Origin of the sequence: Pseudomonas sp. K8, assembly GCF_014889455.1 — a bacterium.
Classification (GTDB): domain Bacteria; phylum Pseudomonadota; class Gammaproteobacteria; order Pseudomonadales; family Pseudomonadaceae; genus Aquipseudomonas; species Aquipseudomonas veronii.
This window is the reverse complement of the sequence record NZ_VJWO01000007.1, coordinates 193,043-199,737: the sequence shown is the minus strand read 5'-3', so window position 1 is coordinate 199,737 and position 6,695 is coordinate 193,043. Positions and strand designations below refer to the sequence as shown.

The window sequence follows — 6,695 nt, the reverse complement described above, 5'->3', positions numbered from 1 at the left end:
GAATTAATCCTGCGTTGCTGCCTGCCTTGTGGGTGGCCGGATGGCCGTGGAACGGGTGGCCGGATCATCGTGGAATCAGTGGCCGGATGTTCATGGAATGGGTGGCCGGATGCCCGTGGAATCCGCAGGTCGTACATAAACTTATCAATCAGGTGCAATGACTCTGCTCTGCCAACCTCAAATTTCGGCTTACCGTCCTTCGTCACCTCGACGATCAGCATGGCAAAGCTCAAGGCCTTCATCGTTCGGTGGAGCCACTGATATTCATAATTCCCGGTTTGCCTGCCTATCGCTCGCAGCAACCGGGCACGATTAATCGGCAAAGCATCACCAAGTGGTGCCTTGATCGCTTCGTGCATCAATTGCATCCAGACATCGGCTTGAGCCTCATCTAATTGTTCCCCCCAAAAAGTCAGGACAGCATCTCTACGACTCGCCAAGACGGTTTCCTTGTGCATTTTCTTAGCTCCGCGAGCCACCGGAGCGAACAAGCTGGAGCGGGCAATGTGATTGGGCATCGCCCGGCTGAGTTCGCTGAGGCCAGGCAGAAACAAAGGGGAAGGTGGTGGTACTACAACGGGTCTAGCCGGGGCGGACTTTCGTAATTGCTCCATCCGGGCAGAGAGGGAACCACGAGAGCTCATTTCGCATAGCTACGCTGCTTAGCAACCTGCGCGGCCTTAGTAGGACGCCCCGGTCGGGCGCGGTCATGCTCCCTCCCAGGTGTAGCGAACTCACTACCGACAACATGCGCCTCCAGCCACGCCTCGACATCCTCTACACGCCATAACAAGCGCTTAGTACCAGGTAGACGGCAGATCGGCGGTAGGGCGTGAGGATTACGAGTAACGTCGCTTCGGATGCTAGCGACGGATTTTTGTAAGAAAACAGATAGCTGATCGACGGTGAGCAAGGCTTGCATGGGCTGGCACTCTTATCAGCCAGAGCACACTCGTGCTCAAGGCCGCATTGGTTTGTGAATGCCAACAGATTCTTGCAATGTGCCGCAGGTCTCACGGTTAGGTTTTCAGAGATTTCTTACCGGTCACTTTGATCGCCCCTACAACCCACGCCATCCCGACTAGCCCAATGGCGAGCATGGACAGCGTAATGGCAAAATAGTAGCTTTCGTTCCATAGCCCAACGAGACGTGATGGGTTCGTCAAAAGCTCTGATAACCGTGACGATATAAGGACGTAATATGGCAACGGTGAAATTCCCAAGCAGTTGTAACGAACGCGCAATTTTCGACTTCTGCTCAGAAGTCGAAAGTCATGCAGGAAAAGAAAAAGTTCTAATTGATTTCTCGTCAATGGGAAGAATAGAACCTTTTGTTATGGTTTATGTAGCTAAACACATAAGGGACTTCAATAGAACCAACAAGCACACAACTGTTAGCTGCTCCGGCTACATAAATAAAGAATATGCAGCAAATATGGCATTCTTTAGAGCTTTTGGTTTAAAGCATGGTAGAGAACCGAATTGTAAAGACGGTACTGAGCGCTTCGTCCCTTACACGATTTTAAGAACGCAGACAATTGTTGATGAAGCAATCAAAGGAGGCGATTTAGCTCAAGACATCATTGAAAATCGCTCTGAGAACCTTGCAAAAATACTATCGAGAGAAACAACCGGAAATTTGGTTGATGCGCTAACGTATTCCATTAGAGAGATCATGCGAAATGTTCTGGAGCACAGTGAGTCTCGAAGTATCGAATATTGCGCTCAGTTTTGGCCCAGCTATAACAAGGTAGAAATCGCAATTATTGACAACGGTATAGGCTTAAAACAGTCCTTATCTGCAAACCCATACATTCAAGTTGAATGTGACTCAGATGCTATTCAGCAGGCGCTTATGCCTGCAATATCTAGCAAAAATTTTAAAGGTGCAAAAATAGACAAAAACAACCCTTGGCATAACTCGGGTTTTGGGCTCTATATGATTAGCAGAATTTGCCGCCTCGGGGGAAGCTTTTTATTATGCAGCGGTGATCATGGAATATCTCTTAACGAACAAGGAAAACAGCATATAGATCTAGGACACCAGCTCAAAGGCACTGCCGTTCGCCTAGTGCTAAACACTAGCAAGCTTACAAAGCTTAGTGAGATGCTAGCTACATTCCGAGACGAAGGCTATGAAGTTGCAAAAGAGATAAAAGGCGTAGGTATGTATAAAGCATCTGCAGCATCCCAAATGTTATCTAAGGACTTCAAGAAAAACCGCTGATACCACTAAAAACCTGAGACAACCTCTGGGAGGCGCTTAACGCGTCAACCCAGAAGTTCACAACGACAAGACGTAAACAGCGGCAAGGAAGAAAAATCTTGAGAAACAATAGCAAAATCTGCATCGACTTCATTAATCCAAGACCATATGACGTAGCATCATTTAACGAGCGTGTTGAGCAGTGCTGCTCATGGCTAGAACACGATATCGGTTTAAACTTGAGAGGTCGGGTACCCGAATACATTAAGAAGGCCTCTAAATTTGAACGCCTGAGAGGATACTTGAATGATGAAATGTATTACACACTTCAATCATATCACGAGCTAAACCAAATAATTATGCTCCACGAGAGTTTAAACGCTCAAAAATCCAAACAATTCATCACAACACTTAAAAAGTCAGTTAAAGGAATCTCGTTTAGAGACCAGCCTAATAGAAGCCACGAAGACCAAGCTAGAAACCATATGTTCGAGCTTACAACAGCATCTGATTACGCCAACAGCGATCAAGACTTAGATCTAACTCGCAGAGCGGACATCATTATAGACGAATCTAAATTACTGATTGAATGCAAAAGAGTAAAAACGTTGAGTGCTGTCAACGACCGTCTTATCGAGGCAGCCGAGCAAATTGAAAGTGATGAAACCGGCTACAATGGTTTAATCTACATAGATATTACAGAGATTTTCGAAGAACTACATACGATTTACTGCTTAAACGAAACCGGGCCGCTTCCTCACTTAAAAGGAATATCAAATGATGAAGAAACAAAACTATTCATCGAAGAGAAACTCAATGAAAATATTAACCCATATGTTAACAACAAAATTATTAGCAATTTCCCCACACTCAGCGACAAAATTCTAGGAATTGTGCTGATTTACAACTTCGTTGGCTTTCACATCAGCATGTTTCACGAACGAGTAATCACGGGCCGCATGAAGAGATTTGTTAAATTAAGCAAGAATATACCAACCCCCGAAATCGTCAGCTCTTTTTTTTGACGCTACCTCGGTGATTCCCTGCGATGGAACTGGCTGCCAACGACTGTAAGAAACGGAATGCGATCCTACCAGGCGGCCCTGTATGTCTCTGCAGGACATGCCCCCCCCCGAATAGAAAGCTGTTTCTGATCACACGACCAGCCGTGTACAGGACGTACCGCTGCGCTTTGCTGGGCTGTTATCGTCGCAGTCATACGGCCGACCTTCAGGCCGGGTTACAACTCTATGGTGTTGCAGGCTGGCGTGGAGCACTTCCGAAGGTCCTGCACCAATCGCCTCATGCCTGTGGACGCACGTCCTCTCATTCAGTTACTTAGCTTTAGAAATCGCTACGCAACAGGAGGCTATTTGGGCATCTATCCGACGGCACAAATCTGGCACACCTATACTGCACTACGCTGCAAAAAACCGCTCAACCATGCATCAATCTGCAACCATCCAACTAATTGATTTACAAAGTAAAATAAAGAAAACTACTTCAGAATCAAGCACTCACGAAGCTGACGGTGATTGCAGTTGCACTGCAACGGGCCGACGGGGAAGGTTTCGCGGATAAGGGTCGGCTTTGCGGTGTCCATGAACGGTCCTCTCGTGCAAACGGCATAGGGTTTCCGGGCGACTGTCGCCAGAATGATTGCACTATTAAACCAGACTGGAGCGGCGTCGCACCTCAACGCAAGCAAGCTCGCCAGCGGACTCAGGCTTTAACCAATCAACCGCAGCTCCTGCGCCCGCGCGACCGCCTGGGTGCGCCGCTCCACGCCGAGCTTGCTGTTGATATGGCTGGCGTGGGTCTTGACCGTGTGCAGGGAGATGAAGAGTCGGTTACTGATCTCCTGGTTCGAACAACCCTGGGCGATCAGTTGCAGCACCGCCAGCTCGCGTGCGCTCAGGGTTTCATGGTTGGGCGCCGGCTCGCTGACAGCAACGGCCGGCAGCAGCGCCAACAGGCTCTGGTTCAATAAACCATGGGGGTCTTGGCCGAGTTGATCGCGCATCCAGTCGGGATACCCTTCAAGCAGGCGCTGGAAGGGTTGCAGCGCGCCGCCGGCTCCGGCTTCCAGGGCGCGAACCAACACCTCGCGCGCCTTGGCCTCCTGGCCGCTCTCCAGCAGCAACTGCGCCTGCTGGGTCAGCGCCATCAGGGCAATCATCTGGCGCCCGCTGCCATGAGCGTGTTGCGCCAGGTCTTCGAGGCGCTGCAGGGCCGCCGCCGGTTGATGGCGGATCGCGTCCAACGCGGCTTGCTGCAGCTCGATATGCTGCGGCAGGTGCGGGTGAAACTCCGGGGCCGCCGCCGCGTGTGCGCCGTTGTAGGTTTGCCCCAGGCGGGTCAGCCAGGCGTCGGCCAGGTCGGTACGCCCCTGGGCCAACCAGAGTTCGCATTTGATCAGGGTGATCATTGCCAGGTAGTAAATCGGCGGCACATCCCAGATGTGCATCAGGCGTTCGGCCTCGGCCAGTTCGGCGAAGGCTTTGGCGAAGTCGCCGCGGCGCCCTTCGAAGTTGGCAATCACGCAATGCCCGATCAGCACGCTGATATCCCGGCAGGCGCGGGCTTCGGCCAGGCCGGCGCGCAGGCGGACCAGGCCGGCTTCGGGCTGACAACGCGCGAGCAGCAGGTAGCCTTCGTAAAGCGCTAATCGGGCGCGCACGGCGTACAACCGTTGGGGCGAAAGGTCGTGCAAGCGTTGCAGGCCCTGACGCACTTCATCCAGCGAGCGCAGGATTTCACCCCGCGCCTGCAAGACCCGCGCGCGGTCGTAATGGGCCAGGGCCTCGAACAGGGGGTTGCCGACACGCTGCGCCAATTCGAGGGATTCGCGGTTCAAGCCACGGGCGCGCCACAGGTCGGCATCGACGATCGCCAGGTTGGAGAGGGTCGACAGGCACATCAGGCGCTGACCATAACGGCGCTGCGGCAGGCTTTCCAAGGCTTCGCTGCAATAGCGCTGGGTCAGCTCGCGGTCGCCTCGGCCCCGGGCGATGATCCCGCTCAGCGCCAGCCATTGCGCCAGCATCGACTTCTGCGCAGTGGCCGATGGTGCCGGCAGGAAGCGACTGAGGTATCCCGACAGTTCTTCCGCCGCATCCAGCTGACACGCCAGGCCCAAGGCCCAGCTGTACAGCACGATCAACCGGGGCGTGCTGATCAGCAGGCTGTCGGGCAAATCCATTTTCCAGCGTAGGAGCATGCCGACGTTCTGCTCGGCCAGCAGTTGCTCCTCGGAGAGGTTCTGCACCAGGTTCGCCGCCACATCCAGATGACCGGCGCGCAACGCCTGCTCGACCGCTTCATCGATCAGCCCCTGGGCGTTGAACCAGCGACAGGCGCGCAGGTGCAGGCTGGCGGGCGGCAGCACGGCGCTGCTCGCGCGCCGGGTGCGCAGCAGGTCGGAAAACAAATGGTGATAACGGAACCAGTGCCCCTGCTCGTCCAGCGGCACCAGAAATACCTGGTGAGCCTGCAAGTAACGCAGGATTTCCGCGCTGTCGTGGGCATCGCGTATGGCGTCGCACAGTTCACTGCAAAAGCGTTCCTGCGAGGCGGTTTCATAGAGGAACGCCTGGACTTCCGCCGGCAAGCAATCAATCACTTCGTCCAGCAAATAGTCGCGTATCAAGCCTTCGCCGCCGTGCAGGCTTTGCGGCAAGGCGCCTTCATTCCCCGCTTCGGAGGCCGCCAACAGCCAGAAACGCAAACCGGCGACCCAGCCTTCACTGCGGCGGATCAAGTTATCCAGCGCCTCGCCGCGCAGCGAACTGCTGTGGCGATCCAACACCGCCAGGGATTCGGCGTGGGTCAGGCGCAGGTCTTGCTCATGCAGCTCCAGCAGGTGCCGAGACAGGCGCAAGCGCGCCAGGTGCCAGTCGGGGCGCTGGCGACTGGTAACCAGCACCAGCAGGCCATCGGGCAAATGATTGAGGAAAAACTGCAGGCAGCGGTCAAGCACCGGGCCCTGGGCCAAATGGTAGTCATCCAGCACCAGCAACAAAGGCGCACGCGTGGACAACTGCAGCGCCAGCTCATCGAGCAAGCCATCGAGCCATTCTTCGAAGGCAAACGGTTGATGACGCTGACGCATTTTCAGCAGGCCCAGGGATTGCGCCCCCAGTTGCGGGAAGTATTGCTGCAAGCCGTCAAGCAGGCGCTCGAGGAAACGCCCGGGGTCGTTATCCCGTGGGCTCAGGCCCAGCCAAAGGCTTTGCCAATGGGCGGGCAGACTCTGGCAGAACTCAACCGCCAGCGAACTCTTGCCGAACCCCGCCGGCGCGCAGACCAGCAGCAATCGCCCTTCCAGGCCAGCGCTCAGCCGTTCGCACAGGCGCGGTCGCAGCACGTAGCCGTCAGGCAGCGGAGGTCTGTAGAAGCGACCTTCCAGGGTCGGAATCACCGCGCTGGCAGGCCCCTGGATTCGGGACAGATCAGTCATCGCCGGGCTCTTGTAGAAGGCTGTTGTCGG

At 54.4% G+C, this 6,695-nt stretch carries 3 protein-coding genes and 2 pseudogenes; 2 read left to right on the top strand and 3 right to left on the bottom strand.

Features of this window, described 5'->3' with window-relative positions; translation table 11 throughout:
* A pseudogene (locus tag INT12_RS07905) lies at positions 1 to 458 on the bottom strand (hypothetical protein); the annotation flags it as partial.
* Between the two features lie 743 nt (positions 459 to 1,201).
* Between INT12_RS07905 and INT12_RS07900 the strand changes: the two are divergent.
* Both INT12_RS07900 and INT12_RS07895 read left to right on the top strand, forming a co-directional pair.
* Positions 1,202 to 2,227, top strand: coding sequence for a hypothetical protein (locus INT12_RS07900; protein ID WP_169884809.1), 1,026 nt, complete (start codon positions 1,202 to 1,204; stop codon positions 2,225 to 2,227).
* A 98-nt stretch (positions 2,228 to 2,325) separates the two neighbouring features.
* Positions 2,326 to 3,231, top strand: coding sequence for a hypothetical protein (locus INT12_RS07895; protein ID WP_169884806.1), 906 nt, complete (start codon positions 2,326 to 2,328; stop codon positions 3,229 to 3,231).
* A gap of 512 nt (positions 3,232 to 3,743) precedes the next feature.
* On the opposite strand, the pseudogene INT12_RS31180 reads toward INT12_RS07895, so the two are convergent.
* Together INT12_RS31180 and INT12_RS07890 are read right to left on the bottom strand one after the other, a co-directional pair.
* Positions 3,744 to 3,809, bottom strand: a pseudogene (locus INT12_RS31180) (MBL fold metallo-hydrolase); the annotation flags it as partial.
* A 126-nt stretch (positions 3,810 to 3,935) separates the two neighbouring features.
* Positions 3,936 to 6,665, bottom strand: a complete 2,730-nt coding sequence (locus INT12_RS07890; RefSeq protein WP_193058810.1) for a LuxR C-terminal-related transcriptional regulator — start codon at positions 6,663 to 6,665, stop codon at positions 3,936 to 3,938.
* Positions 6,666 to 6,695 lie beyond the last annotated feature (30 nt).

Excerpts from the sequence above, each read along its gene's own strand:
- INT12_RS07900 (WP_169884809.1), top strand. The coding sequence starts at position 1,202 with ATGGCAACGGTGAAATTCCCAAGCAGTTGTAACGAACGCGCAATTTTC.
- INT12_RS07890 (WP_193058810.1), bottom strand. The coding sequence starts at position 6,665 with ATGACTGATCTGTCCCGAATCCAGGGGCCTGCCAGCGCGGTGATTCCG.